At 59.2% G+C, this 25,721-nt stretch carries 21 protein-coding genes; 8 read left to right on the plus strand and 13 right to left on the minus strand.

Going from position 1 to position 25,721, the window contains the following annotated elements; genetic code table 11:
* Window positions 1-91: 91 nt before the first annotated feature.
* The 9 genes from ACTJKV_RS00360 to ACTJKV_RS00400 all read right to left on the minus strand — a co-directional run bounded on the left by ACTJKV_RS00360 (window position 92) and on the right by ACTJKV_RS00400 (window position 11,527).
* Complete coding sequence (locus ACTJKV_RS00360; RefSeq protein ID WP_062427230.1) at window positions 92-1,597, minus strand: tripartite tricarboxylate transporter permease; 1,506 nt, start codon at window positions 1,595-1,597, stop codon at window positions 92-94.
* A gap of 9 nt (window positions 1,598-1,606) precedes the next feature.
* Entirely contained in the window at window positions 1,607-2,068 is a 462-nt protein-coding gene (locus tag ACTJKV_RS00365; RefSeq protein WP_062427229.1) for a tripartite tricarboxylate transporter TctB family protein, read from the minus strand.
* A 134-nt stretch (window positions 2,069-2,202) separates the two neighbouring features.
* Entirely contained in the window at window positions 2,203-3,186 is a 984-nt protein-coding gene (locus ACTJKV_RS00370; protein ID WP_274101049.1) for a tripartite tricarboxylate transporter substrate-binding protein, read from the minus strand.
* 217 nt (window positions 3,187-3,403) lie between these two features.
* The gene (locus ACTJKV_RS00375; protein ID WP_111850242.1) at window positions 3,404-4,765 is read right to left on the minus strand and encodes a sigma-54-dependent transcriptional regulator; all 1,362 of its coding nucleotides are present in this window, start codon (window positions 4,763-4,765) and stop codon (window positions 3,404-3,406) included.
* Window positions 4,762-6,585 (minus strand): sensor histidine kinase, encoded by a 1,824-nt coding sequence (locus ACTJKV_RS00380; RefSeq protein WP_274101048.1) that lies wholly within the window; start codon window positions 6,583-6,585, stop codon window positions 4,762-4,764. The genes ACTJKV_RS00375 and ACTJKV_RS00380 overlap by 4 nt, the downstream gene beginning before the upstream one ends.
* A gap of 219 nt (window positions 6,586-6,804) precedes the next feature.
* Entirely contained in the window at window positions 6,805-6,990 is a 186-nt protein-coding gene (gene rpmF / locus ACTJKV_RS00385; RefSeq protein WP_016556742.1) for a 50S ribosomal protein L32, read from the minus strand.
* Between the two features lie 188 nt (window positions 6,991-7,178).
* Window positions 7,179-7,901, minus strand: a complete 723-nt coding sequence (locus ACTJKV_RS00390; protein ID WP_274101047.1) for a DUF1868 domain-containing protein — start codon at window positions 7,899-7,901, stop codon at window positions 7,179-7,181.
* Window positions 7,902-8,054: 153 nt separating this feature from the next.
* Entirely contained in the window at window positions 8,055-11,048 is a 2,994-nt protein-coding gene (gene polA, locus ACTJKV_RS00395; RefSeq protein ID WP_440598377.1) for a DNA polymerase I, read from the minus strand.
* A gap of 176 nt (window positions 11,049-11,224) precedes the next feature.
* On the minus strand, window positions 11,225-11,527 hold the full coding sequence (locus ACTJKV_RS00400; RefSeq protein WP_440598378.1) for a hypothetical protein: 303 nt from the start codon (window positions 11,525-11,527) through the stop codon (window positions 11,225-11,227).
* 296 nt (window positions 11,528-11,823) lie between these two features.
* On the opposite strand from ACTJKV_RS00400, the gene ACTJKV_RS00405 reads away from it, so the two are divergent.
* Complete coding sequence (locus tag ACTJKV_RS00405; RefSeq protein WP_274101045.1) at window positions 11,824-12,258, plus strand: MarR family winged helix-turn-helix transcriptional regulator; 435 nt, start codon at window positions 11,824-11,826, stop codon at window positions 12,256-12,258.
* Window positions 12,259-12,441: 183 nt separating this feature from the next.
* A complete protein-coding gene (locus ACTJKV_RS00410; protein ID WP_274101044.1) occupies window positions 12,442-13,833 on the plus strand; it encodes a M20/M25/M40 family metallo-hydrolase in 1,392 nt (463 codons plus the stop codon).
* A 527-nt stretch (window positions 13,834-14,360) separates the two neighbouring features.
* Here ACTJKV_RS00410 and ACTJKV_RS00415 read toward each other — a convergent pair.
* Entirely contained in the window at window positions 14,361-14,570 is a 210-nt protein-coding gene (locus ACTJKV_RS00415; RefSeq protein ID WP_027674583.1) for a cold-shock protein, read from the minus strand.
* 564 nt (window positions 14,571-15,134) lie between these two features.
* On the opposite strand from ACTJKV_RS00415, the gene ACTJKV_RS00420 reads away from it, so the two are divergent.
* The 3 genes from ACTJKV_RS00420 (at window position 15,135) to ACTJKV_RS00430 (ending at window position 19,462) form a co-directional block, all read left to right on the plus strand.
* Window positions 15,135-15,593 (plus strand): YbaK/EbsC family protein, encoded by a 459-nt coding sequence (locus tag ACTJKV_RS00420; RefSeq protein WP_274101043.1) that lies wholly within the window; start codon window positions 15,135-15,137, stop codon window positions 15,591-15,593.
* Between the two features lie 140 nt (window positions 15,594-15,733).
* Window positions 15,734-18,049 (plus strand): transglycosylase domain-containing protein, encoded by a 2,316-nt coding sequence (locus ACTJKV_RS00425; RefSeq protein ID WP_274101042.1) that lies wholly within the window; start codon window positions 15,734-15,736, stop codon window positions 18,047-18,049.
* Window positions 18,050-18,358: 309 nt separating this feature from the next.
* Entirely contained in the window at window positions 18,359-19,462 is a 1,104-nt protein-coding gene (locus ACTJKV_RS00430) for a glycoside hydrolase family 25 protein (protein ID WP_062443233.1), read from the plus strand.
* A gap of 9 nt (window positions 19,463-19,471) precedes the next feature.
* On the opposite strand, the gene ACTJKV_RS00435 is transcribed toward ACTJKV_RS00430, so the two are convergent.
* Complete coding sequence (locus ACTJKV_RS00435; RefSeq protein WP_274101041.1) at window positions 19,472-20,335, minus strand: DMT family transporter; 864 nt, start codon at window positions 20,333-20,335, stop codon at window positions 19,472-19,474.
* 102 nt (window positions 20,336-20,437) lie between these two features.
* On the opposite strand from ACTJKV_RS00435, the gene ACTJKV_RS00440 reads away from it, so the two are divergent.
* Both ACTJKV_RS00440 and ACTJKV_RS00445 read left to right on the plus strand, forming a co-directional pair.
* Window positions 20,438-21,850 carry an aminotransferase-like domain-containing protein gene (locus ACTJKV_RS00440; protein WP_274101040.1) on the plus strand — a complete coding sequence of 471 codons (1,413 nt, stop codon included), beginning with the start codon at window positions 20,438-20,440 and terminating at the stop codon, window positions 21,848-21,850.
* Between the two features lie 77 nt (window positions 21,851-21,927).
* Window positions 21,928-22,257, plus strand: a complete 330-nt coding sequence (locus ACTJKV_RS00445; protein ID WP_062443225.1) for a hypothetical protein — start codon at window positions 21,928-21,930, stop codon at window positions 22,255-22,257.
* A gap of 57 nt (window positions 22,258-22,314) precedes the next feature.
* On the opposite strand, the gene ACTJKV_RS00450 is transcribed toward ACTJKV_RS00445, so the two are convergent.
* Window positions 22,315-22,773, minus strand: coding sequence for an Rrf2 family transcriptional regulator (locus ACTJKV_RS00450; protein ID WP_274101039.1), 459 nt, complete (start codon window positions 22,771-22,773; stop codon window positions 22,315-22,317).
* Window positions 22,774-22,897: 124 nt separating this feature from the next.
* Here ACTJKV_RS00450 and ACTJKV_RS00455 point away from each other — a divergent pair, with 124 nt between their 5' ends.
* Window positions 22,898-23,797: an NAD(P)/FAD-dependent oxidoreductase gene (locus ACTJKV_RS00455; RefSeq protein ID WP_274101038.1), complete on the plus strand. Its 900-nt coding sequence runs from the start codon at window positions 22,898-22,900 to the stop codon at window positions 23,795-23,797.
* Window positions 23,798-23,858: 61 nt separating this feature from the next.
* Here the strand turns inward: ACTJKV_RS00455 and lepA are convergent, their stop codons facing one another.
* Window positions 23,859-25,697, minus strand: a complete 1,839-nt coding sequence (gene lepA / locus ACTJKV_RS00460; protein ID WP_062427323.1) for a translation elongation factor 4 — start codon at window positions 25,695-25,697, stop codon at window positions 23,859-23,861.
* Window positions 25,698-25,721: the final 24 nt, after the last annotated feature.

Raw genomic sequence — 25,721 nt, forward strand, 5'->3', positions numbered from 1 at the left:
GGCTTTCGCAGTTTTATAAAGCATAAACAAGACAAAGGCCGGACACATGGTGCCCGGCCTTTGATGGTCTGCTGAAAAGCGTGAGACTACATCAGCCTTCGTCCTGGAAAACCTCTTCGCGTTTCTTCTTGACGCTTGGCAGGAAGACGACAACGAGAACCAGCACGGCGATCAGAAGCAGCGTGGCGCTGATCGGCCGGGTGACGAAGGTGCTCGGATCGCCACGCGACAGGATCATGGCGCGGCGCAGGTTCTCTTCGAGGAGCGGTCCAAGCACGAAGCCGAGCAGCAGCGGTGCCGGTTCGCAGCGCAGTTTCACCAGGGCGTAGCCGATGAAGCCGAAGAAAGCGACGGCATAGAGATCGAAGACGTTGGAGTTGACGCTGTAAACCCCGATGGCGCAGAAGGCCATGATGATCGGGAAGAGCACGTAGTAAGGGATCGTCAGAAGCTTCACCCAGAGCCCGATGAGCGGCAGGTTCAACACCACCAGCATCAGGTTGCCGATCCACATGGAGGCGATGATGCCCCAGAAGAGCGCTGGCTGCTCGGTCGCAACATTAGGGCCGGGAACGATACCCTGGATGATCATTGCACCGACCATCAGCGCCATGACTGGGTTGGCAGGAATGCCAAGCGTCAGAAGCGGGATGAAGGAGGTCTGAGCACCGGCATTGTTGGCCGATTCGGGGCCGGCAACGCCGGCGATCGCGCCATGGCCGAATTCCTCCGGGTTCTTCGAGACGCGCTTTTCCACCGTATAGGAGGCAAAGGCTGCGAGGATGGCGCCGCCGCCCGGCAGGATGCCGAGTGCCGAGCCGATGGCCGTACCGCGCAGGACCGGCCCCACCATCTTCTTGAAGTCGTCCTTGGTCGGCAGAAGGCCGGAAACCTTGGCCATCAGCACGGTACGGGTGCGCTCGTCTTCCAGATTGCGCAGGATTTCGGCGATACCGAAAACACCGACGGCAACGGCAACGAAGTTCAGGCCATCGGCATATTCGCGAATGCCAAGGGTGAAGCGCGGCGTGCCGCTATAGATGTCGGTACCGACGAGGCCGAGCAGCAGGCCGAGCACGACCATGGCGAGAGCCTTGACGATGGAGCCATGTGCCAGTGCGATGGACGAGACGAGACCGACGACCATCAGCGAGAAATATTCCGCCGCGCCGAACTCAAGAGCAATTGACGTCAGTGGCGGAGCGAAGACCGCTACGAGGAAGGTCGCAACAGTGCCGGCAAAGAAGGAGCCGATGGCAGCGATTGCAAGAGCTGCCCCCGCCTTGCCCTTGCGCGCCATCTGGTAACCGTCGATGGCCGTTACGGCGGATGAGGACTCGCCCGGCATGTTGATCAGGATCGCCGTCGTCGAGCCGCCATATTGCGCGCCGTAATAAATACCGGCCAGCATGATCAGCGAGGAGACGGGCTCCAACTGGAAGGTGATCGGCAACAGCATGGCAATAGTGGCTGTAGCACCGATACCCGGCAAAACGCCGATCAGCGTTCCGAGAAGCACGCCGATCAGGCAGAAGAACAGATTGTGAAGCGTGGAGGCCGTATAAAAGCCGAGCGCCAGATTATCGAAGAGTTCCATGACGCGACCTCAGAAGTTGAGCCAGGGGCCAAAGCGCTGGAAAGGCAGGCCGAGACCGTAATTGAAGACGAGAACCGAAAACACCGTGATGGCAGCCGATAAAAGCACGGCCATCATTGGTTTCATCTTGTGCGATGCAAAGGACGCAATCAGCGCACTGAGAAACAGCGATGGCACGAAGCCCAGCCCACGCACCGTCAGCCCGAAGAAGATCGGTGCCGGAAGGATGAAGAAGATGCCCCGCCACGCGATGGAGGTCATCGGCTCGTTTGCAACTTTGCCGGCGCGAAGAAAAATGACGCCGCCGAGCAATATGAGGATCAAGGACAGGACGAGCGGAAAATAGCCCGGCCCCATGCGGAATGTCGTTCCCAGATCCAGATCATAGGCTTGCCAGGCAAAGAAGATGCCGAGGCAGATGAAAATTGCGCCGCAGATGGCTTCTGTGGCATCGAAACTAACTGATTTCATGGTCGTCCCCGCCTGTGCATCGGTGCCGCCTTTGGCCCGATGTCTGTAGAGTTCGATGTAAGGTCTTCAAGGATAACTGTCGTCTGCAAGGCGAAGCCGGGGACGACATACGTCATCCCCGGCCTGAAGCAGGATTAGTCAGCGTATTGGCCGGCAGATTCGATCACAGGCTTCCAGCGAGCAATTTCGCTTTCAAGCTTGGCCTTGAGCGCGGCTGGCGTCGCATCTGCTTCTGGCGAAGGCGTGGTGCCGAGTTCGGCAAAGCGTGCAGCGACGTTCTGGTCCTTCAGGGCCACCTGAAGCGCCTTGGACAAACGCTCATTCACAGCCGCAGGCGTGCCCTTCGGTGTGTAGATGCCGTGCCAGATACCGACTTCGAAGTTGGGCAGGCCGGCTTCCGTTGCGGTCGGCACGTTCGGCAGGACGCTCAGACGCTGAGGCGTGGTGACCGCGTAGGCCTTCACGGTGCCACCCTGGATCTGCTTGGTGGTGTTGGTGGTCTGGTCGCACATGATGTCGACCTGGCCGCCGAGAAGGTCGGTCATGGCCGGACCCGTTCCCTTGTACGGAACGGTGACGAGCGGCGTTTCGATGGCGCTCATGAACAGCATGCCGCACAGGTGAGAGGCAGCGCCGATGCCGGCATTGGCAACCGTCACCTTGTCCTTGTTCGCCTTGGCGTAGTCGATGAGGCCCTTGAGGTCAGTGGTTTCAAGGTTCTTGCGCGACAGGATCGTCATCGGAACTTCGGTGACGAGGCCAACATAGTCAAAGGCGTCGAGCGTCTTGTAGGCCAGCTTGCGGTAGAGAGTATCGCTGGTGGCCATGCCAATGTGATGCAGAAGGATGGTGTAACCATCCGGATCGGCAGATGCCACGCGACCTGCACCAAGCGTGCCGCCAGCGCCGCCGACATTTTCGACGATGATCTGCTGGCCGAGATCCTTGGACATGGATTCTGCAACAAGGCGTGCCACGGTGTCCGTCGGACCGCCTGCGGAGAACGGCACGACCATGGTGATGTTGCGGCCAGGATAATCCTGTGCGGCTGCAGAAAGCGCAAAGAGCGATACGGCGGCGGCAGCGACTGCACCCGTGACGGATTTCAGAAGTTTCATCTTTTCCTCCCGATGAATATGGCCTCAGCGACGAGACGCACTCCTCTGCGCTCGCCGGGGTGAGATCATTTGCAGTCGAGATCGCGCGTCACGCAATCGAGGGAAGAAAACAATTCGTTAAAAGAGTGTCGGCTAACGGCCCGAATGGGTGGAATCCGAAACATCGCCTTAATGGCGTGGGTGGATTCTTACCCATGACAAGAAAAGAAAACAGAACTCAGGAGCTTGTCATGTCCTCATCGATGGGGGCATGCTTTGTTAGTGCGTATTTTTGCATCTTTTCATAGAGCGTCTTGCGCGATATTCCGAGCGTCTCATAGACGGCTTTCAGATTGCCTTTATGGCTCGCGATTGTTCTTGCGATGATGCCCTTTTCAAACTCTGCCACCTTGGCGGAGAGGCCATGACCAGCAAGCGGATCGCTTTGCGGCCCTTCGCCGGAGCGTCCATCCAGTCCAAGAACGAACCGGTCCGCCTCGTTTCTCAGCTCGCGCACATTGCCGGGCCACTCGCGCATAGCCAGCGATGAAATGATGCTGGATGGCACCTCCATGTCGTCGCGGCCATATCGCGCTGCGGCTTCTCTTACGAGATGCAGGAAAAGCAGGGGAATATCGCTTTGCCGTTGTGCAAGCGACGGGACGTGGATCGTTGCGACGTTCAGACGATAGAGAAGATCCTGGCGGAAGCGCCCGGCAAGGGCCTCATGCGCCAGGTCCGTCTTGCTGGTGGCAATGAAGCGAACATCGAGTTCCACGGTCTCGTTGGAGCCAAGCCGCGTGATGGTGCGCTCCTGAAGCACGCGCAGCAGCTTGCCCTGCATATCGGGCGGCATGGAGCCGATCTCGTCGAGCAGGATGGTTCCACCGCGCGCATGCTCGAACTTGCCGTAGCGTGCCCTCAGTGCCCCTGGAAAGGCCCCTGCCTCGTGGCCGAAGAGTTCGCTCTCGATCAGATGCTGGGGAAGGGCGGCGCAGTTAATGGCGACGAATGGACGGTCGGCGCGCGCGCTGACATCATGCAGCGCCCGCGCCACCACTTCCTTGCCGGCCCCCGTATCGCCGATGATCAGCGTATCGGCATCCGCGGCCCCTATGGCACGGATACGGTAGCGCAGATCGACCATCACCTGCGTGCGGCCTGGCAGGCGCGTTTCCAGATCGTCACGTTTTCCGGCAACCGCGCGCAGGCGCCGATTTTCCAGCACCAGAGAACGCCGATCCATGGCGCGTTTGATGATGCCGGCTAGGTACTGGATGCTGAAGGGTTTTTCGATAAAGTCGTAAGCACCGTTGCGCATGGCACTGACCGCAAGCTGCACATCGCCATGGCCGGTCACGAGGATCACCGGAATTTCGGCATCCAGCTCCCGCACCTTCTGCAGCAGGCTCATGCCGTCGATGCCGGGCATGCGGATATCGCTGACGATCACGCCATCGAAACTGTAGCCGATCAGCTCAAAGACATGGTCGGCATTGTCGATGGTCACGACATCGAGGCCTGCAAGCTCCAGCGCCTGGGCTGTGGAAAGGCGCAAATCCTCTTCGTCATCGATCAGCAATACGCGGGACACGCTCATTCCGCGGCAATCTCCATCGGTGTTTCTGCGTCGAGTTCAATATCGAATCGCGCGCCGCCGTCCTCCAGATTGGTAACGACAAGCCGCCCGCCAAAATCCTTGACGATATTATAGGAGATCGACAAGCCAAGACCCAGGCCCTTACCGACGCCTTTCGTCGAAAAGAACGGGTCGAAGATGCGCTCCATGATCGCGGGCGGCACGCCGGGGCCACGATCGCGCACCGAAACGATCACCTTGTTGTCGCTCTTTTGCGCGGTGAGATCGATACGCCGGTCGTCCAGCCCCTCTACCGCATCTGCGGCATTGGAGATGATGTTGACGAGCACCTGCTGCAGACGCACCGGCCCGGCCTTGACGAAAAGCGTTTCCGGTCCAAGCGCCACATGCAATTGCGCATCTGCCGCTTTCAACCGGGCGCTGACGATTTCGAGCGTATCGGCCACCACCGTGTCGAGCGGAACCGGGCCGACATGTTCGTTGGGCTTGCGGGCGAAGTTGCGGAGATGCCTGCTGATCGAGGCCATTCTGTCAATCAGGGCGGAGATGCGGGAGAGATTGGAGCTCGCCTCCTCGACGCGCCCTCGTTCGATCAGCAGAGAGGCACTTTCGGCATAGGTCTTGGCAGCGGCAAGCGGCTGGTTGAACTCGTGGGAAAGGGCGGCCGACATCTGGCCAAGGGCTGCAAGCTTGCCCGCCTGGATCAAATCCTTCTGCGTTTTTCGCAGCTGCTTTTCCGTCTGGCGGCGTTCGGCAACCTCGCGTTTGATGTCGCGGTTGACCCGCGCCAGGTCTGCGGTGCGTTCCTCCACCCGCCGCTCCAGCTCTGCCTGGGCTTCCGCCTGATGCACCAGCCGGTCCTGCAGGCGCCTGCGTCTTTGAAGCATGGCCGCAAGCAGCGCGCCTGCTAGGCCAAAGCAGAGCAGGGCCGCCAGCATCGTCGTCTGCACCTGCGTGCGCACCGAGCCGGTATCCATCAGCACATTCACCGTCCAGCCCGCTTCCGGCATGGGTTGCGAAAGGACGAGATATTCCCTGTCCTGCTGCCCTTCACGGATCGTCATCAACCGATGACTGCCGAAGATGCCTTCGGTCACCGGCAACTGGCTGAGCCTGGCATCCGCATAGCGGCGCGAGGCTTCGGTTCTGGCAATTCTATCGGGCGTCAGCGGCAGGATCGCCGAATAGAGCCATTGCGGCACACCGGTCATGAAGATGATGCCTTCCGGATCGGTGACGACGATGCGGTTTTCGCCGGTACCGAAGGAGGCCTCGATGCCTTCAATATCCACCTTGAAGACGATGACGCCTTTGATGACGTCGTTGAACAGGATGGGAGAGGCGAAATAATAGCCGCGCTTATGTGAGGTGGTCCCAAGTGCGAAGAAGCGCGACTGAAGGCCCTTGGCGGCATCCTGGAAGTACGGGCGGTAACTGAAATTCTGCCCGATGAAGCTTGCCGGCCCATCATAATTGCTGGCGGCAATCGTCTCGCCGTCCAGCGTCATGATGTAGATGTCAGAGGACTTCAAAAGGTCGTTGATCGACTTCAGATAGATGTTGGCGCGCTGCCTGAGGCGCTGGTCCTCCGGATGGGCAACCAGCTCCTCGATATCGTCGTGGTCGGCCATCAGTGCGGGAAGCGGCTCGTAGCGGCTCAGATGCCCGCCAAGGGCAGAGACCGCGAGCCGTAACGTCGTTCCACCCTGTTCGGCAGCCTCGTTGAGATAACTCTCCGCCAGCAGTTCCCGACCCTTGGTGAAGGCAAAGCCGCACAGACCAAGGCAAAGCAAAAGGATGCCGACCCACCGATATCTCACTCAAACCCCTCCACCTGACGGTTTTTTCTGTCACATGTCGTTGGCGCAAAAGCGGTGACCACTTTTGCGCGACATGCTGCAAAAAACCGTCCTCCTGCTGAGGATAGTATGTGCGGGTTCGTTTTTTTCCAAGCGGCATTGCGACGGAAGCAGAAGGCAACAAAAAAGCCGACCCAAAGGCCGGCTCGTTCGTCATGCAATCGCATCAAGAAGCGCTGATTATGCGCTTTCCTTCGGCGTCAGAACCTGACGGCCGCGATACATGCCTGTCTTCAGGTCGATGTGGTGCGGGCGACGCAGTTCGCCGGAGTTCTTGTCTTCGACGTAGGTTGCTGCCTTGAGGGCGTCTGCCGAACGGCGCATACCGCGCTTGGACGGGCTCGTTTTTCTTTTAGGAACTGCCATTTGTGTTACTCCACTGAAGCGGCGAAACACGGGAACCGGCCAGAACCATAGGCCGAATGTCGCATGTCTCGATATCGGAAATTTGGCGCGCTTATACATGTCCTGCGGGGCTTTGACCAGCCCCGACGCACATTTTTTCGCGAGATACCGACGCAATCGAAAATCGGCATCCGTCCGACCCATCCATATCAGATGGGATCGAAGACAAGCAACTCCTCAAAGTGGTTCATGTCGGCAAATGCACAGAAGGCTGGCGGGCGCATTTCGATGACCGGCGCTGACGCACGCAATTCTTCAAGGCAGTCATCCAGCATCGCCTGCCAGCGTGGCAGGCACTCCGGCTCGAACCAGCGGCGGGCATAGGCAAATGTAATGTGGAATTCGTAGGTCTCGTGATCGGGATGACGATAGCCGAAGGCCTCGGCAAAGGCGTCGCGCCATGCGGCGATGATCCTGTCGTCCACCTCTGTTACCCCTTTCAGGATCAGGCCGAGCGGCGTGACGGATGTTGCCTGCATGTTGAAGGCTGGCAGCTTCGGAAATTCTGCGAGGCGCTCAAGGTAGAAGTCCGTCATCGCGTCGATCGCGCTGTCTTCCGGCATCTCCTTCGGCCAGTACGGCCAGGCGCGGCGATGCTCGATGATGCCCTGAAACACCGTCATGTGCAGGCTGGAGACGGGTGTGAAGGCGAGGTGGGTCGAAGCCTCGGGCATGTCGAGAAGCCGCTGACGGGCGGCAATGACCGCCTGTTGAGACGGCGAACCCTCGACCAGATGGCAGACGACCGTGTTGCCCGGCTCAGGCAGAAAGTCTCCCTCGGGAGAATAGCGCGTTCCCAGATGCCGGGGCGGTGCGGTGTGATGGGTGGTCGAGAAGGCGGAAAGTTGTGGCGAAACGAACGGGGCGTGCATGGGAGGGCTCCTTGATAGAAGCCTTCCCCTACGCCTCATGGGCGACAGGCACATGACATTCGAAATGTTACAGTATCGGCCCGAAAATCGGACCCGATTTTCGGTTCAAAAAGTTAGAGCGGCCTTCCTGTGTCCAATAGGACGCACGGCGCTTTAGTGCGCCTCGTCCCAGTTGCTGGCGGCCCGGGCATCCACTTGGAGCGGCACCCTCATGTCGATGGCCGGCATGGCGGCGTTTTCCATGATGGAGACGACCACAGGCAGCGTCTTTTCGATTTCGCTGTCTTCGACCTCGAAGATCAGTTCGTCATGCACCTGAAGCAGCATGCGGGCGGAGAGTTTCGCCTGCTCTAGTGCCGGTTCCATGCGGATCATCGCCCGGCGGATAATATCGGCCGCAGACCCCTGGATCGGCGCATTGATCGCTGCGCGCTCGTTGAATGCCCTTACCGACGGGTTGGACGACTTGATTTCCGGGTAGTGAATGCGGCGGCCGAAGATGGTCTCGACATAGCCATGCTCGCGGGCATAGGCCTTCGTGTTTTCCATATAGTCGCGAATGCCGGGGAAGCGCTCGAAGTATTTCTTGATATACTCACCCGCTTCAGAGCGGCCGATGCTGAGCTGATTGGCAAGACCGAAAGACGAAATGCCGTAGATGATGCCGAAATTGATCGCCTTGGCGCGGCGACGCACTTCCGATGGCATGCCTTCCACCGGCACACCGAACATCTCCGATGCTGTCATCGCATGAATATCGATGCCGTTCTCGAAGGCATTTCTCAACTGCGGGATATCGGCGACATGCGCCAGCACACGCAATTCGATCTGACTGTAGTCGGCCGAAAGAAGCTTGTTGCCGGGCGTGGAAATGAAGGCGGTCCTGATCTTGCGCCCTTCCATCGTGCGCACCGGAATGTTCTGAAGGTTCGGTTCCGACGAGGAAAGGCGACCAGTCGTGGTCGATGCCAGCGAATAGGAGGTGTGGACGCGCTTGGTATCCGCATGGATATAGCCGGGCAGCGCATCCGTATAGGTGGATTTCAGCTTGGTCAGCTGGCGCCAGTCAACGATCTTGCGCGGCAGTTCCATGCCTTCGGCAGCAAGGTCTTCCAAGACGGAGGCGGAGGTCGACCACTGTCCGGTCTTCGTCTTGGAACCGCCGGGCAGCCCCATTTTGCCAAACAGGATATCGCCCAGCTGCTTTGGCGAGCCGATATTGAATTTCTCGCCCGCCAGTTCGTAGATCTCGTCCTCGAAGGCGGCAGCCTTCTGCGCCAGCTCGCCGGAAAGCCGCGACAGGATTTGCCGGTCGACGGATATGCCGCGCTCTTCCATATGGGCGAGCACTGGCACCAGTGGTCGTTCCAGTCGCTCATAGACAGTGGTCAGACGGTCGGCGACGAGGCGGGGTTTCAGCACCATCCATAGGCGCAGCGTCACATCGGCATCTTCGGCAGCGTAAGCGGTGGCCTTGTCGATATCGACGAAGTCGAAGGTAACGCCGGATTTTCCGGAGCCCGCAACATCCTTGTAGGCGATCGGCTTGTGGCCAAGCCAGCGCTCGGAAAGCGCGTCCATACCATGCGCGCCTTTGCCGGCTTCCAGCACGTAGGAGAGCAGCATCGTGTCGTCATAGCTCTGCATCACGATGCCGAGGCGCTTGACCAGCAGGTAATCATATTTGAGGTTCTGCGCCACTTTCAAAACGGCTGGGTCTTCCAGCAGGTCTTTCAGCCGCGAAAGTGCCAGATCGAAGGTGATCTGGTCCGGCGCCAGCTTGATGCCGTCGCTGAAGAGATCGCCGCCAGAGCCGGTCTTGTGGGTGAGCGGCACATAGGCGGCGATGATGTCCGAGCCGCTGGCATTCTTGCTGTTATCGGCAATCGCAAGCGAAAAGCCGACAAGCTCCGCCGTCATCGGGTCGAGCGAAGTTGTCTCGGTATCGAAGGCGACGACGCCGGTCTCGCGCGCCATGGCGACCCAGCGATCCAGTTCCTCGATTGAGCGGATCGTCTGGTAAGCGGTCGTATCGATCTTGGCGGCGGCAAAGATCGTCTCGCGCGCGGAGGCAAGCTCCTGTGGCGTATCGCCTTCCGTCTTGGACAGCACGGCACCGACATCCGACACCGAGGCTTCGCCAAGCGGAACGGATGGAGAATCGCTGCCCTTATCGGTGCCAGCATCGAGATCTGGTCCGTGGGCTTCCGCCCCGCGCTCGACCGGAACATGAGCGGCTTCGATGGCAGACGCGTCCGCACCGGTCGCCTCTGCGACGCGGCGGGTGAGCGTGGTGAATTCCATCGCTTTCAGGAAGGCAATCAGCTTCGGTCCGTCCTGGACTTCAAGTGTCAGCGCATCCAGCGCTAACTCCAGCGGCACGTCGGTGCGGAGCGAAACGAGCTGGCGGGAGAGGCGCGCCAGCTCCGCATTGGCAATGATGTTTTCGCGGCGCTTCTGCTGCTTGATTTCGCCTGCGCGCTCCAACAGCGTATCGAGGTTGCCATATTCTTCCAGCAGCTGCGCTGCCGTTTTCGGCCCGATGCCGGGAATGCCCGGAATATTGTCGGTGGAATCGCCGGTCATCGCCTGCAGGTCGATCATCTTTTCCGGCGGTACACCCCATTTTTCGATGACGTCCGGAACGCCGATCTGCTTGTCCTTCATCGCGTCGTACATATGCACATTGGGCGTGACGAGCTGCATCAGGTCCTTGTCGGAGGAGATGATGGTGACATCCGCACCGATCGCCTCTGCCTGGCGGGCATAGGTGGCGATGATGTCGTCGGCCTCGAAACCTTCGGTCTCGATGCAGGGAAGATTGAAGGCGCGGGTCGCGTGGCGGATCAGACCGAATTGCGGAACGAGATCTTCCGGCGGCGCCGAGCGATTGGCCTTGTAGAGGTCGTACAGCTCGTTGCGGAAGGTCTTGGAGGAATAGTCGAAGATCACCGCGAAATGCGTTGGCGTCACCCCCACATCGGTGTTGCGCGCATCCTTCAACAGCTTCCACAGCATGTTGCAGAAGCCGGACACGGCGTTGACCGGCAATCCATCGGATTTGCGGTTGAGCGGAGGGATGGCATGGAAGGCGCGGAAAATGAAACCGGAGCCGTCCACGAGGAAGAGATGATCGCCTTTTTTCATGGGAAGCATGGATAGCGCGACACGGCAGAAAGGTCTATCGTTGCCCTTAAGTACCCAGCAAGTTTCTTCCATGGTCTCGCGAGGTTCTTCATGCGCAGGATGCCGCCCGCAACAGCGTGGCTCGTTTCGATCACCCTGATGGCAGGTGTGGCTGCAACGTCCTGGTACCTCGGCGATCAGGCTGCGGTGACCGTGGCAAAGTAGCCATCGTTCCCCTCTACCTTCTTGCGACAAAAGGGCTTCGGGCGCACTTCCAGGATAGCTCCCTGGAGGACGCGGATTTCAAGGCGGTTGCGAGATTTCAGTTCTCGGATGCAGCACTGCTCGCCGCCTTTGTCGTCATCGTCGCGGCGCATGCCGACAGCGCTGCGGGCCGCATGGTGATGGATTTTGTTTGGATCGCGGCGCTGACAGGCGGAACGCTGACAGTGGCAATCTGGCTTCGACAGAAGCGTCAAAATGACGCCCAGTAATCTCACCGGAACGTTACCGATTTGTAATTCGATGTTCCCTTGAAAAGCCGCATTTGCGGCCTCATTTCTTAGAGGACGGCGACTGATCACGCCGTAGTCTGATAGCTGGCTCGTCCCCCGCCGCGTCAGACCGGACAAAGGCCTTTCCCCCTCTCCGGGCCTTTGTCCCTCAATATGCCGCCATGACCGTCCCCTCCCGGTCATGGCGGTTTTCTTTTGCGCAAATGGTTCTACCCGCATGCCTCGCGAAAGCATGACCGTCTACATCGCACGATATGTAAATGATCCGGACGATGTGCCCGATGGGATTTTCTCGACAGGACTCTGCAGCCTATCTCGCGGCGCAACTGGCCAAGGGTTTTTCCCAGGCTCTGCTGAAGCGTGCCGGTGGCCTCGGCTTCTCGCCCGGCCAATTTCCTGTCCTGCTGGAACTCTGGCAGGAGGACGGGCTGACGCAGCGCCAATTGCTGGACAGGGTCGACATCGAACAGGCGACACTTGCCAACACGCTGGCGCGCATGGCGCGTGACGGGCTGATTAAGCGCCAACCTCACCCGACAGATCGCCGTTCGCAGATCATCACATTGACGGAAAAAGGTGCCGCGCTTGAAGAGGCCGCCATTGCTGCATCGAAAGAAACGGAAGAGGCGCTTCTCAAGGATCTGTTGAAGTTCGAGCGGCAATTGCTGCTGGAATATATGAGCCGCGCCATCAGCGTGGCTAAATCGGAAAAGTAAGTTTTCCGGCTCGAAACCGTCTCGTATTTGCTCTATCGTCCTGCCATCTGGCGCATTGGCGCGATGACCATTGCTGTCGTCGTCACGCCTTTGCGGAGATTTAAAGAGGTGGAACCCGCCTTGCTCAGTGAAATGATGACTGGCGCTCCACACGTGACAGGCCAGACATGACAGGATCATGCAATGACAGATATTTCCCCGGTTCTCTCGGCGGTTGACGACAATCTTCCCTCCAGCCTTGAGAGACTTTTTGAACTCGTCCGCATCAAGTCCATCTCCACCGATCCAGCCTATAAGGCGGAATGCCGCAAGGCCGCCGAGTGGCTGGTGCGCGATCTGACGAGCATCGGTTTCGACGCGTCGATCCGTGATACCGCCGGTCACCCCATGGTCGTCGCGCATCATGATGGCGCAACCGCCGACGCGCCGCATGTGCTGTTTTACGGCCATTACGACGTTCAGCCTGTCGATCCGATCGATCTGTGGCAGGACGATCCCTTCGATGCCAAGCTGAAAGATATCGGCGAGGGTCGACAGGTGATTTCGGGCCGTGGAACGTCGGATGACAAGGGCCAGTTGATGACCTTCGTCGAGGCGTGCCGGGCCTATAAGCAGGTCAGCGGATCGCTGCCGATCCGCGTCACCATCCTCTTCGAAGGCGAAGAGGAATCCGGTTCGCCGTCGCTCAAGCCATTCCTGGACGCAAACTCGAGTGAGTTGAAAGCCGATTACGCTCTGGTCTGCGACACCAGCATGTGGGATCACGAGACGCCCGCGATTGCCGCGGCACTGCGCGGCCTCGTCGGTGAGGAAATCGTCATCACCGCTGCCGATCGCGATCTGCATTCCGGCCTCTTCGGTGGTGCTGCCGCAAACCCGATCCATATTCTGACCGATATTCTCGCCGGTCTGCATGATGAGACGGGACGCGTGACCTTGCCCGGCTTCTACGATGGCGTTGAGGAAACACCCGCCAACATCAAGGCATCCTGGGACAACCTCGGCCGAACAGCCGAATCCTTCCTCGGTGAAGTCGGGCTGTCCATTCCAGCAGGTGAGAAGGGACGCTCCGTCCTCGAACTGACCTGGGCGCGCCCGACGGCGGAAGTCAACGGCATCACCGGCGGTTATACAGGCGAGGGCTTCAAGACCGTCATCGCTGCCAAAGCCTCTGCAAAGGTCTCCTTCCGCCTCGTCGGCCGCCAGGACCCGGCTGCGATCCGCGAAAGCTTCCGCGCCTATGTGCGCTCGAAGATCCCGGCGGATTGCTCGGTCGAGTTCCACGAGCACGGCGGCTCACCGGCCATCCATCTGTCGTATGATTCGCCGGCCTTGACCAAGGCAAAGTCGGCGCTCTCGGATGAATGGGCAAAGCCTGCTGTCGTCATCGGCATGGGCGGGTCGATCCCGATTGTCGGCGACTTCCAGAAGATGCTTGGCATGGATTCGCTGATGATTGGCTTCGGCCTCACCGACGACCGCATTCACTCGCCCAATGAGAAGTACGAGTTGAAGTCCTTCCACAAGGGCACGCGCTCTTGGGTGCGGGTTCTGTCGGCCTTGAGTGCGAAGTAATCGAGGTTGGGAAAAGGCGGTGCCGCGCGTTAGCGGCACTGCTCCACGGGAAACTAAGCCCAAAAAACAAAAAGGCCGGGCAAGCCCGACCTTTCATTTCCGTTTGTGCGATCAGTGCCAGTACATCCGTGGTCAAAGTGCAAAACGGTATGTGTCTCAGCACGGCGCCAGCTTTTTGGCTGTCGCTCATGTCTTCCCTTTCATCATTGCGCGCCTAGGTTAATTTTTCATTAACGAGGGTACAACGCGGCGGCTCATCAAAGCCTCATCGGGAACTGCTGTAACACTGATGAACCCTATATCGGTGCGCATCATGTCTTTTACAAGGCCAGCCCGAGATTAATTGTAACGGGCATTACAGCATCGGCCTGAAAATCGGACTCGATTTTCGGAAAGCACGATGCGTAAGTCAAAGAAGATAGAGCGCCGTGCGTCCAGTAGGACGAGGGGCGCTCTAAAAATAAAAAGCCGGAACGCGAGGTCCCGGCTTTTCAACTGACAGGCTGGACGAACCAGCCAAATCGTAATTAGGCAGCAACGATGCTGTCGGCAGACATCTTGCCAGAACGACGGTCCTGAACGAGTTCGTAGGAGATCTTCTGACCGTCCTTGAGACCGCTCATGCCAGCGCGCTCGACTGCAGAGATGTGTACGAACACGTCCTGTGCGCCGTCATCAGGCTGAATGAAGCCGTAGCCCTTGGTTGCGTTGAACCACTTAACTGTACCAGTAGCCATAACGAGTTCCTTCCGTTGGCATATTACTTTTGCGCTGAGAATCAGCGCGGTGTTGGTCGAATTTGAAGGAAAGAAAGATCGTCTGTGCGTCTTTGGAACGCCGAAGCTCTGGTCGTCAAACAAATATCGATGCGAGAGAAGTAGGGCGAGGAAGCAAATAAGTCAAGTTTCCCTCAAGCATGGTTTTGCGACAAATCTCACGGACGATTTTCAGTAGAGCCGTTCGCAGCACTCTGAATGCGCAAGGACAAAATCGCGCTCTTCAAGACGAAATTCCGGCGCGTCGAATGATGGTCTGCGTGCGGGAGGTCGCCGTTCAGGCAATAAAAAACCCGGCGCGGGAGGAGGTGCGCCGGGTTTTTAAAACTGACTGACAACTGGGAGGAGGAGTGCTGTCAGTCCAATCGGGCGACGCTGGGAGGAGGAGTGCGTCGCTTCGATGCTTGTAAGATACAGGAGTTCCCGTTCGAAAACAGACATATCATTGCAGCGCAGCATTGCGTAAAATGCATAGCTAGGGCCAGTCCCATTGCCTTCAGCATCAAGTGCGCCTAAAGATTGCGCATGAGCCTTCGTTCCGTCCAAGATTTTTTCGCCACCCATGCCCCAGAGATCAAGGTGCTGGAGACCGAGACCAGTTCCGCAACAGTGGCGCTGGCAGCCGAAGCGCATGGCGTCGATCCCGATCGGATTGCCAAGACCATTTGCCTCAAGGCGGGCGATAACATTCTGCTGGTAGTGACGGCCGGTATGAAGCGGCTCGACAATCGCAAATTCAGGGATCGATTTGCTGCAAAGCCGCGCATGCTGGGCGCCGAAGAGGTGGTTAAGGTGACGAGCCATCCCGTTGGTGGTGTCTGCCCTTTCGGCCTGCCATCCGATCTACCGGTCTATTGCGATGTGTCGCTCAAAAATTACGCCGAGGTCGTTCCTGCAGCGGGTGCCATCAATGCCGCGGTGCGCATCTCGCCCGAGCGCCTGGTGCAATTGACAAAGGCCGAATGGGTCGACGTCTGCCAATAAGCGGGGGCGCGGTGACGCCAATGTGAGGGGCTCTGCGCCTTAACGCCACCTTAAATCGCCGCATTTAAGCTTCAACGGGACATGTGTTGAATGACAGCATGTCCGTCGCGGCATCATGATCACGGAGCAGTTTCTGACAGATGGCAGGTAGTGGAAAATCACGCCAGAGAGTTGAACCTTCTTTTGGGGATTTTCACGATTCCGGCGACGACCTGCGTCTTGATGCCAGTGATCGCGTTGCCGGCACCAATGGTGGTGGCCGGAAGTCTGGTCCCTCCGATGCACCGCCGTCGAAAAAGCGCGGAAGCAAGCCTTCGAAATCGAAATCAAGACGTGAGACGCGCGAGCGCGGCGGCATTACCGGCTTTTTCCGCAGGATTTTCTACTGGTGCATCGTGCTTGGTATCTGGGGCGGCATCGCGGTGGCTGGCGTCGTCATCTATTATGGCGCACGCATGCCGAGCGCCAGCACGTGGGCCATTCCTGAACGCCCGCCGAACCTGAAGATCGTCGCCGTCGACGGCACGGTTCTGGCCAATAGAGGCACCACGGGCGGCGAGGCTTTGTCGCTTGAGGACATGTCGCCCTATATCCCGCAGGCCGTGATTGCCATCGAGGATCGGCGTTTCTACTCCCATTTCGGCGTCGATCCGTTGGGCCTCGGGCGCGCTGTGGTCACCAATCTTCTGCATGGCCGCACGGTTCAGGGCGGCTCGACCCTGACGCAGCAATTGGCCAAGAACCTGTTCCTCTCTCCGGAGCAGACGCTGGAGCGCAAGATTCAGGAAGCGCTGCTCGCCATCTGGCTGGAGCAGAAATACACCAAGGACCAGATCCTCGCGATGTATCTGAACCGCGTCTATTTCGGTTCGAACGCCTATGGCGTCGAGGCCGCCTCGCGCCGATACTTCAACAAGTCGGCACGTGACGTGAACCTTGGTGAAGCCGCGATGCTGGCAGGGCTCCTGAAGGCGCCGTCGCGCCTGTCTCCTGCGCGTGACCCGCAAGCAGCTGAAGAGCGTGCGCAGGTGGTGCTGCAGTCTATGCGCGATGTCGGCTTCATCTCGGAAGACGAAATCAAGACCGCCATGTCTCAGCCGCCCACCAAGGCGAAGCGCTTCTGGTCGGGTGCGGAGCACTACGCGGCCGACATGGTCATGGATGAGGTCAAAAGTCTGATCGGCGACGTGAAGCAGGATCTGACGATCGACACCACGATCGACCTCAATCTTGAGAAGGATGCCGAGAAGGCGCTCAACGACGTGCTGAAGAGCGAAGGCAAGAAGCTCGGAGCGTCGCAGGCCGCGCTCGTATCGATGGACGGCTCGGGTGCGGTCCGCGCCGTCGTCGGCGGTGCCGACTATGCCGAAAGCCAGTTCAACCGCGCCACCAAGGCCAAGCGCCAGCCAGGCTCCGCCTTCAAGCCCTTCGTTTATATTGCCGCTCTCGAATCCGGCCTGACACCCAACTCGGTGCGCAACGATGCGCCGGTCCGGATCGGCAACTGGACGCCGGAAAATTACGATCAGAAATATCGCGGCGAAGTGACGCTTGCCACCGCGATCGCCAATTCGCTGAACACGATTGCCGCCCAACTCGTCATGGAGGTCGGTCCCAACAAGGTCACGCAGGTGGCGCACCGGATGGGCATCGAATCCGACCTTCAGGCCAATGCCTCGATTGCGCTCGGCACGTCCGAAGTGTCGTTGCTGGAGCTGACCTCTGCCTACGCGCCGATGATGAATGGCGGTTTCAAGGCAACGCCGCATATCGTCAAGCGCATCACCGATGCCGACGGCAAGGTTCTATACGAGAATAAATACGACAACCCACCCCGCGTTCTGGATGAGGGCATCGCCGCGACGATGAACGGCATGCTGACCGGCGTCATCAATGAGGGCACCGGCAAGGCTGCGCGTCTCAAAGGTTGGCAGGCGGCGGGCAAATCCGGCACGACGCAGTCTTTCCGGGATGCGCTTTTCGTCGGCTACACCAGCCAGCTGACCACCGGTGTCTGGTTCGGCAATGATGACGGCACGTCGATGAAAAAGGTGACGGGCGGCGGCTTGCCGGCCAAGGCCTGGAAGGAATTCATGACAGCGGCGCACAGTGGCCTGTCGCCATCACCGCTCTTTGGGCTTGGGGCCTATGGCGGGCAGGAAATCGGCCAACCCATGGCGCAAAGCCCCCAGGCTCCAGCGACGATCGGCGATATCATCTCCAATGCGCTGGGCGGCGGCTCTGCCCCAACGCCGACGGATTATCCGCCCGCACCCGTGGGTGCGGAGCAAACCGCAGGCACGGTGCCGGCACCACCGTCGGAGTATCCGCAGCAAGCCTATCCGCCTCAGCAATCAGGTGGACCGGTACCGCCTGCGGATATCGGCGGAGGCGCACCACCGCGACAGAACGGGCCAAAGCAGACGACGCTTCTTGATATCCTGATGGGCAACTGACCCAGCGGAACCGGCTGTTCATCCGTTAAAGCATGGTCCACGCAAAAGCGTGCATCGGTTTTGTGACAACGACATGCTGTGGAACAAGTGCCCAAAGCGTATGAGCGCATCTGAAAGATCGCGAAACACTTTAGATGACGGACTTTTCACGCAGAGTTGAGGCATGCCGCTTTTTACCTGCATAAGGTCCGTCCTGTCGTAAAGATTGGATTCAGTCTTTTTTGATAATTTCCCGTTAGTCATACCTTTTGGTTATCAGGACCGGCGGCAGTTGCGCACGTCCCGATTTTGTTTTGCGTACGGGTTCTCATGCGTCGATCGACAGTGCCAGCTTTTGTTCTCGCCTGCCTATCTCTTACGGGCTGTACCTCCAATTCCGGGCCGGACGCCCTGGTGGCGGGTCTGCCTTCGAAGGAGGTGACGAATTCCGTTACGCCTTCCGCCCCGGTTCCGCAGGCCAGCGTGGGACAGACCGATCAGAGAGTGGCTCTCAACACCAAGCAGCATCAGGAAGTCCTGGCATGGGGCGGACCGATGCCGGCGGGCTCGCCCGCTTTCGCGGCCGTTGACAAGCAGATGTCGACGCAGCAGCGGCCAGAGCCGATCATAGCACCTCCCGTCGTTCCCCAGGCCCGCGTCAATCTTCCTCAGGACAGACCGGTCCAACTGGCTATGGCTGGCAGTGTTGCCATGAGTGCGGGATCGTCCGCGCGCTCGCGCGTGTTTCGCCCGGCGTTTTCCGACGCCAAGCCGATCAATTTCGGCAGGGTTCAGCCGAAACATTTTGAAGTTCACGGCGTCGATGTCTCGCGCTGGCAGGCCAATATCGACTGGGAGCGTTTGAGAACGCGCGGCGCCAACTTCGCCTTCATCAAGGCAACCGATGGCGGTGACCATCTGGACCCGATGTTCCGGACGAACTGGGAGCGCGCAAAGGCGGCGGGTGTTCGCCGCGGCGCTTATCACTTCTTCTATTGGTGCCGTCCGGCAAGCCATCAGGCGGACTGGTTCATTCGCAACGTGCCGAGAGATCCCGACGCGCTGCCGCCGGTGATCGACGTCGAATATAACGGCGAATCCTCCTGCAAGATGCGGCTTTCCCGCGCCCAGGTGCTGGAAAAGATGCAGGTCTTCATGGACAGGCTCGAGCGCCATTACGGCAAGCGCCCGATCATCTATACCGCACCGGATTTCTACAAGGATCACCTGTCCGGTGAGCTGCGCGACTACCCCTTCTGGCTGCGTGCAGTGGCCCAGCATCCATCGCGCGTCTACCCGGACCGCAAGTGGCTGTTCTGGCAATATTCCGGTTCCGGACTTTCGCATGGCGTCGAAGGCAAGATCGATCTCAATGTCTTTAACGGCAGAGAAGAAGACTGGCACCGCTGGATCGGTCGCGGCGGCAACGGTTGATGCTCCTGTCTATTTCGCAAACTTCCGCGCGCCCGCCACGCAGGCGACCACGCCGAGCGTGACTGCCAGCATGGCGAGACTGACGGGCTCGCCGAGCAATGTGGCAGCCAGCAACAGACCGAAAAACGGTTGCAGCAGTTGGAGTTGACCGACGGCGGCAATGCCGCCGAGCGCCAACCCGCGATACCAGAAGATGAAACCGATCAGCATGCTGAAAAGCGAGACGTAAGCCAATCCGCCCCAGGCCGGTGCGGTAATGCCGCTCCATGTGGAGGGCATGGAAAAAAGCGCCAGCGGCAACATGACCGGCAATGAAATGACCAGCGCCCAGGAAATCACCTGCCAGCCGCCAAGGCGGCGCGAAAGCGCGGCACCTTCCGCATAACCCAAGCCACAAACAAGAACCGCTGCAACCATCAGCAGGTCGCCGGTCAGATTTCCCGCGCCATTGAGGCTTACAGCAAAGCCCGCCACGAGCAGGCTGCCAAGGCAGGAGAACAGCCAGAAGGCCAGGCGGGGCCGCTCGCCGCCACGCAGCACCGCAAAGATCGCGGTGGCGAGGGGAAGAAGGCCGATAAATACAATCGAGTGAGCGGACGTGACGTGCTTCAGCGCAAGCGCGGTTAAAAGCGGAAAGCCGACGACAACGCCAAGCGAAACGATTGCGAGCGATACCAGGTCGTTTCGCGCCGGCCTTGCCTGGCGAAAAGCAAGAAGAAGTGCCGCCCCCAGCAGCCCGGCGATACTGGCGCGAGCGAGTGTCAGGAAGAGGGGATCGAAACCCGTCACCGCAAGGCGTGTGGCCGGCAGCGACCCGCTAAAAATCAATACTCCGATGAAGCCGCTCAACCAGCCGCTCGACACCTTGTTCATGTCGTCACTCCTTTTTGAGCTCTATGTCGCGAAATCCCTGGCGCCGCCAGAAACAGTCACATACAGTTCGGCAAAACTGTTATGGTTGGATGAGCAGGACAGATGGATCTGGCGCCAAGGCGAGTGGAGAGTGCATCGCCCCGCATCGATGCGGTGATGGGGGAAATCCGTCGTCGCATCGCCGCGCGTCTATTGACGCCGGGTGCGAAACTTCCCTCCGTCAGAGCGCTGGCAAAAGCGCTGACGGTCTCCACTTCCACCGTGGTGGAAGCCTATGAGAGGCTGGTGGCCGAGGGGGCAATCCGCTCACGTCCGGGGTCTGGGTTTTATGTGGCCAGTCAGCTGGCGCCGCTTTCGCTTGCGGAGATCGGGCCGAAGCTCGACAGACAGGTCGATCCCTTCTGGGTATCAAGGCTGGCACTGGAAGGCGGACAGGGTTTTGCCATGCCCGGCTGCGGATGGCTGCCGCCCTCATGGATGCCGGAAGAGGCGTTGCGCAAGGCGCTCCGCACGCTCTCGCGCGCCAATGCCGACGTTCTGACGGATTACGGGACGCCGCTCGGGCTGCTGCCGCTTCGCCAGCTTCTGGCGCGGCGGATGGCCGAATCCGGTCTGGTGGTCGGGGCCGATCAAATCCTGCTGGTGGATTCCGGAACGCAGGCGATCGACATGATCTGCCGCTTCCTGTTGGAGCCCGGCCAGACCGTGTTGGTCGACGACCCCTGCTACTTCAATTTCCATGCCTTGCTGCGCGCCCACCGGGTCAAGGTGATCGGGGTGCCCTACACGGCAGACGGGCCGGATGTCGCGCTTTTCGAGCGCGCATTGGAAGAGCATCGTCCAAGGCTCTACATCACCAATTCGGCGATCCACAACCCGACCGGCGCCGTTCTCTCACCCGTCAACGCCCACCGCCTGCTGATGCTGTCGGAGCGTGCGGGCCTCACGATTATCGAAGACGATATTTTTGCCGATTTCGAGATCACCAAAGCGCCGAGGCTTGCCGCCTTCGATGCGCTGAACCGCGTCATCCAGATCGGAAGCTTCTCAAAGGCTCTCTCGGCCTCGGCCCGATGCGGCTACATCGTCACCCGTAAGGAATGGCTGGACCCGCTGGTCGACATGAAGATCGCCTCCAATTTCGCCGGAAGCCAGATGTCCGAGGCTCTGGTGCTGGAAGTCCTGAAAGACGGAAGCTACCGGCGGCATATGGAAGCGTTGAAGGCAAGGCTTTCAAAAGCAAGAGCGAGCCTGATCCCGACATTGCGACAGCTGGGCATCGAGCCTTGGATAGAGCCGCAGGCGGGCCTATTCCTCTGGTGTCGGCTTCCTTTAGGGGTCGATGCTGCCGACGTGGCGCGCCACGCGCTTGCCGAGAATATGGTTCTTGCACCCGGCAATGTATTCAGTCAGTCGGACACCGCTTCAAGCTTCATCCGCTTTAACGTGTCGCAGTGCGATCACCCGCAATTCGGTGATATTCTCGAGAGAGCTATCAAGCTGGCGAGGCGCTGACAGTTACGTTTTTTGGCATTTTAGGAACCATTCACGCAGACGTGCATTTTCTTCGCATTGGAAGAGGAGAAAACACCATGACTTTTGATCCAAATCTGCCCCGCGACCCGAACCTTCGTCCGGACCGCCCTGAACTGCGCACAACGCCCGAAACCCATCGCAAGTCCGCTGGCTGGGCACCGTGGGCAGCCATTATCGTCGTTCTGCTCGTCGGCGGTTTCATCTGGATGCAGATGAGCAGCCCGTCCACCACAGACCCGACCACGACGTCGTCCACGACGCCGCCAGCTGTCAGCGATCAGGCTCCGGCCCCGGCACCGATGACGCCAACGGCTCCGGCTACACCGCCAGTGAATGGCGCTGCTCCGGCTTCGCCGAACACCAACGGCACGTCGACACAGCCGTAATCGTCACTGATTTGACTTAAGAGAGCCGCTTGCCGAAAGGCAGGCGGCTTTTCTTTGTTAAAAGCCCTCCATCGCCGATGGCTTGTGACCCGACTGAGCCCATCGGTTGAAGGATTCGCGGGCGAGATCGGCAAGCGTGATATTGCCAAAACGTGTAAGCAGGAGCGCTTGCGCTTCTGTCATGGCATCCGCCAGTGCGACGTTGACCGACTGTTCTATGATGCAGGCCGGATTGTCCCCCGAGAGGCCGATCGAAAACATATCGGGGTTACCGAGCGCCTTGTGGATATCGAGAAGCGTGATCTCCGCGAGCGGTCGCGCCAGAACCCAGCCGCCGCCATGGCCTTTTTCCGACGTGACATAGCCAGCATCGCGTAAGCCCGCCATGGTGCGCCGGACGACCACCGGGTTGGTCTGCAACATGGCAGCGATTGCGTCGGATGTCGCTGGTTTCTCATGCTTTTCCATATGGATCAGCACATGCAGCACTCTGGACAGGCGGGTATCTTGTCTCATCGGATCTCCATCTCAAACCGTACCACGACGATAGAAACGTAACAATCAGAGTTACATGATATTGACTTACAATTTCACGTAACAATATAAGTTACGAAATTGGTTTTGAGAGGGAGTCCATGCCATGATCTATGATGTCATCATTATCGGAGGAAGTTATGCGGGCCTTTCCGCAGCTCTCCAGCTTGGGCGCGCCCGCCGCCGCGTTCTCGTCGTCGATGCGGGCAACCGCCGCAACCGCTTTGCCAGCCACTCGCATGGCTTTCTCGGACAGGATGGAAAAGCGCCCGGGGAGATCATTGCCGAGGCTCGTCACCAGATTGAGGCCTATGAGACGATCGACTGGATCGATGGTCTCGCAACACATGTCAGCGGAGCCTTCGATGCCTTCGATGCCTTCGAGGTCAAGATTGATGGAGGAGAGCGCAAGACGGGCCGAAGGCTCGTCATCGCCGCAGGTGTCACGGACGATTTGCCACCGATCCCGGGTCTCAGCGAACGTTGGGGGAAAAGCGTGTTTCATTGCCCCTATTGCCATGGTTACGAGCTGAACCAGGGTCGGATCGGCGTGATCGCTGCATCCGCGCTCGCCATTCATCATGGATTGATGCTGCCCGATTGGGGGACGACGACCCTCTTCACCAATGGCGCCTTCGTGCCGGATCAGGAGCAGCGTGCCCAACTGGCCGCGCGCGGCACAGAGGTGGAAGAGGGTTCGATCCAGGAGATCGGCGGTACGGCGGATGTTGTTCTCACTGATGGACGAAGGCTTGCAATGGACGGGCTTTTCACTCAACCGACGCTCCGGATCTCGGCACCCTGGATCGCGCCACTGGGTTGCTCGCTGGAGGAAACGCCGATGGGCACGACCATCCGAACCGATGCGATGAAGCAGACAACGAAGCGCGGCGTCTTTGCCTGTGGCGATATCGCTCGTCCAGCCGGTTCGGTCGCACTTGCCGTGGGAGACGGGGCAATGGCTGGCACTGCGGCACATCGTTCGCTGATGTTTCCCGATCTATAGCGATCAATGAAACAAAAAATCCCGACCATAAGCCGGGATTTTAAACAGAATCGATGAGAGCTTATTCGTCATTCATCTTCAGCGCGGCAATGAAGGCTTCCTGAGGAATCTCAACCTTGCCGAACTGGCGCATGCGCTTCTTGCCTTCCTTCTGCTTGTCCAGCAGCTTGCGCTTGCGGGTGGCGTCGCCGCCGTAGCACTTGGCCGTCACGTCCTTGCGCAGAGCGCGCACGGTTTCACGCGCGATGACCTTGCCGCCGATGGCGGCCTGGATCGGGATCTGGAACATGTGCGGCGGGATGAGCTCCTTCAGCTTTTCGCACATGCCGCGCCCGCGACGGTCCGCTGCCGAGCGGTGAACCAGCATGGAAAGCGCATCGACCGGATCACCATTGACGAGGATCGACATCTTCACGAGATCGCCCTCGCGGTAATCGATGATGTTGTAGTCGAAGGAGGCATAGCCCTTGGAGATCGACTTCAGGCGGTCGTAAAAGTCGAACACCACTTCGTTGAGCGGCAGCTCATAGGTGATCATGGCGCGGTTGCCGACATAGGTCAGCTCCGTCTGGATGCCGCGACGGTCCTGGCAAAGCTTCAGAATGCCACCGAGATATTCATCCGGCGTCATGATCGTCGCCTTGATCCAGGGCTCGCGAATATCTTTGATCTTCACCACATCCGGCATGTCCGCCGGGTTGTGAAGTTCCTTCTCCGTGCCGTCCGTCAGGGTCATCTCGTAGACGACCGAAGGGGCAGTGGCGACGAGGTCGAGATTGAACTCGCGCTCAAGACGCTCCTGAATGATTTCCAGATGCAGAAGGCCAAGGAAGCCGCAACGGAAGCCGAAGCCGAGGGCTGCGGAGCTTTCCATTTCGAAAGAGAAGGATGCGTCGTTCAGGCGAAGCTTGCCGACGGCGGCGCGCAGATCTTCGAAGTCTGCCGCATCGACCGGGAAGAGACCGCAGAACACCACCGGCTGAGCCGGCTTGAAACCGGGCAGGGCCTTTTCCGTCGGACGCTTGTCATCGGTAATCGTGTCACCGACGCGCGTGTCGGCCACTTCCTTGATCGAGGCGGTGATGAAGCCGATTTCTCCAGGTCCGAGGCTATCCACGGTAAGCATCTTCGGCGTCAGAACGCCGACGCGCTCGATCGTATACTTGGCACCCGAGCCCATCATGCGGATCTGCTGGCCCTTGGTCAGCACGCCATCGATGATGCGCACCAGAACCATGACGCCGAGATAGGTGTCGTACCAGCTATCGACGAGCAGCGCCTTAAGCGCACCCTTCTCACCGGCTTCGCTCTTAGGCGCGGGCAGCTTATGGACAATGGCTTCCAGAACGTCGGGAATGCCAAGGCCGGTCTTGGCCGAAATCATCACGGCTTCGGAGGCATCGATGCCGATGACTTCCTCGATCTGTTCCTTGATGCGATCCGGCTCTGCAGCAGGCAGATCGATCTTGTTGAGCACCGTGACGATCTCGTGATTGTTGTCGATCGCCTGATAGACGTTGGCAAGCGTCTGCGCTTCCACACCCTGCGAGGCATCCACCACCAGAAGCGAGCCTTCGCAGGCCGATAGCGACCGCGATACTTCATAGGCGAAGTCGACATGGCCGGGCGTGTCGATGAGGTTCAGTACATAGATTTCGCCGTTATTCGCCTTGTAATGCAGGCGCACGGTCTGGGCCTTGATGGTGATGCCGCGCTCACGCTCGATATCCATATTGTCCAGCACCTGCTCGGACATATCGCGCTCGGCAAGACCGCCGGTCGACTGGATCAACCGGTCGGCAAGGGTGGATTTGCCATGGTCGATATGGGCGACGATGGAGAAGTTGCGGATATGGTCGAGGGGCGTACGGGTCGAATTGGTGCTCATGCCCCGCGCTATAGAGGGTTTCGCGGGCAAATGGAA

It is taken from the genome of Agrobacterium sp. 22117 (assembly GCF_052045735.1).
Classification (GTDB): domain Bacteria; phylum Pseudomonadota; class Alphaproteobacteria; order Rhizobiales; family Rhizobiaceae; genus Agrobacterium; species Agrobacterium cavarae.

Coding starts and splice junctions, on each gene's coding strand:
- ACTJKV_RS00455 (WP_274101038.1), top strand. CDS start 22,898: ATGATCTATGATGTCATCATTATCGGAGGAAGTTATGCGGGCCTTTCC.
- rpmF (WP_016556742.1), bottom strand. CDS start 6,990: ATGGCAGTTCCTAAAAGAAAAACGAGCCCGTCCAAGCGCGGTATGCGC.
- ACTJKV_RS00450 (WP_274101039.1), bottom strand. CDS start 22,773: ATGAGACAAGATACCCGCCTGTCCAGAGTGCTGCATGTGCTGATCCAT.
- ACTJKV_RS00415 (WP_027674583.1), bottom strand. CDS start 14,570: ATGGCTACTGGTACAGTTAAGTGGTTCAACGCAACCAAGGGCTACGGC.
- ACTJKV_RS00420 (WP_274101043.1), top strand. CDS start 15,135: ATGAGCCTTCGTTCCGTCCAAGATTTTTTCGCCACCCATGCCCCAGAG.
- ACTJKV_RS00445 (WP_062443225.1), top strand. CDS start 21,928: ATGACTTTTGATCCAAATCTGCCCCGCGACCCGAACCTTCGTCCGGAC.
- ACTJKV_RS00370 (WP_274101049.1), bottom strand. CDS start 3,186: ATGAAACTTCTGAAATCCGTCACGGGTGCAGTCGCTGCCGCCGCCGTA.
- ACTJKV_RS00430 (WP_062443233.1), top strand. CDS start 18,359: ATGCGTCGATCGACAGTGCCAGCTTTTGTTCTCGCCTGCCTATCTCTT.
- ACTJKV_RS00390 (WP_274101047.1), bottom strand. CDS start 7,901: ATGCACGCCCCGTTCGTTTCGCCACAACTTTCCGCCTTCTCGACCACC.
- ACTJKV_RS00375 (WP_111850242.1), bottom strand. CDS start 4,765: ATGAGCGTGTCCCGCGTATTGCTGATCGATGACGAAGAGGATTTGCGC.
- ACTJKV_RS00410 (WP_274101044.1), top strand. CDS start 12,442: ATGACAGATATTTCCCCGGTTCTCTCGGCGGTTGACGACAATCTTCCC.
- ACTJKV_RS00405 (WP_274101045.1), top strand. CDS start 11,824: ATGGGATTTTCTCGACAGGACTCTGCAGCCTATCTCGCGGCGCAACTG.
- ACTJKV_RS00365 (WP_062427229.1), bottom strand. CDS start 2,068: ATGAAATCAGTTAGTTTCGATGCCACAGAAGCCATCTGCGGCGCAATT.
- ACTJKV_RS00435 (WP_274101041.1), bottom strand. CDS start 20,335: ATGAACAAGGTGTCGAGCGGCTGGTTGAGCGGCTTCATCGGAGTATTG.
- polA (WP_440598377.1), bottom strand. CDS start 11,048: ATGAAAAAAGGCGATCATCTCTTCCTCGTGGACGGCTCCGGTTTCATT.
- ACTJKV_RS00360 (WP_062427230.1), bottom strand. CDS start 1,597: ATGGAACTCTTCGATAATCTGGCGCTCGGCTTTTATACGGCCTCCACG.
- ACTJKV_RS00425 (WP_274101042.1), top strand. CDS start 15,734: ATGGCAGGTAGTGGAAAATCACGCCAGAGAGTTGAACCTTCTTTTGGG.
- ACTJKV_RS00440 (WP_274101040.1), top strand. CDS start 20,438: ATGGATCTGGCGCCAAGGCGAGTGGAGAGTGCATCGCCCCGCATCGAT.